The 540-nt window shown below is 43.5% G+C and carries 1 protein-coding gene; it reads right to left on the minus strand.

What is annotated here, in order from left to right; translation table 11 throughout:
* Nucleotides 1-285, minus strand: a 285-nt coding sequence (locus ADIMK_RS22400; RefSeq protein ID WP_231516966.1) for a hypothetical protein, incomplete at its 3' end; no start/stop codon positions are given.
* Nucleotides 286-540: the final 255 nt, after the last annotated feature.

Below are 540 nucleotides of genomic sequence, written 5' to 3' on the forward strand. Positions count from 1 at the left end.
GCCTGCATAGATTGAAGGTGGATTTAAAGGAATGATAGAATTTAATGCTGGATGTTCGCTGTTAGCCATTTTGAAGGCATCATTCCAAAGTGATATCCGGATGTTTTCTTTAGGCTGGATGGAATATACTTCCCCAAAGATCCAGGCTCCATTTTCCGACGATTGGGCCAATGCCATTGAAAGGGGAGTAAGAAGGAGGATTATTAAAGTGTAATGTTTCATTGAATTTGCTGTATGGTTTTGTGAAGAGGTTTTAAAAAAAGAGGCCTGAGTGAACTGTATCACTAAATCTCCGGCCCAGAAGTGGGGCTTCCCTCCCGGGATAGTACCGTTACCTTTTGTGAATCCGCTAGCTACATTTGGGTTCCTTGATCAAATCACCTTATGAGGAAAGTGAACCGGGAGCCTTGTATGGAGGTAGGGGTAAAGACATTATTTAGGGAAATTCCTTGGGCTTGATATAGGAAGGGATGCAAACATACCAGCTGCTGTCTTTGAGGGAAAGATTCCCTGCCCGACTACCATTAAGGTGACCCACAA

Source organism: Marinobacterium lacunae (assembly GCF_000705555.1).
Lineage (GTDB): Bacteria > Pseudomonadota > Gammaproteobacteria > Pseudomonadales > Balneatricaceae > Marinobacterium_D > Marinobacterium_D lacunae.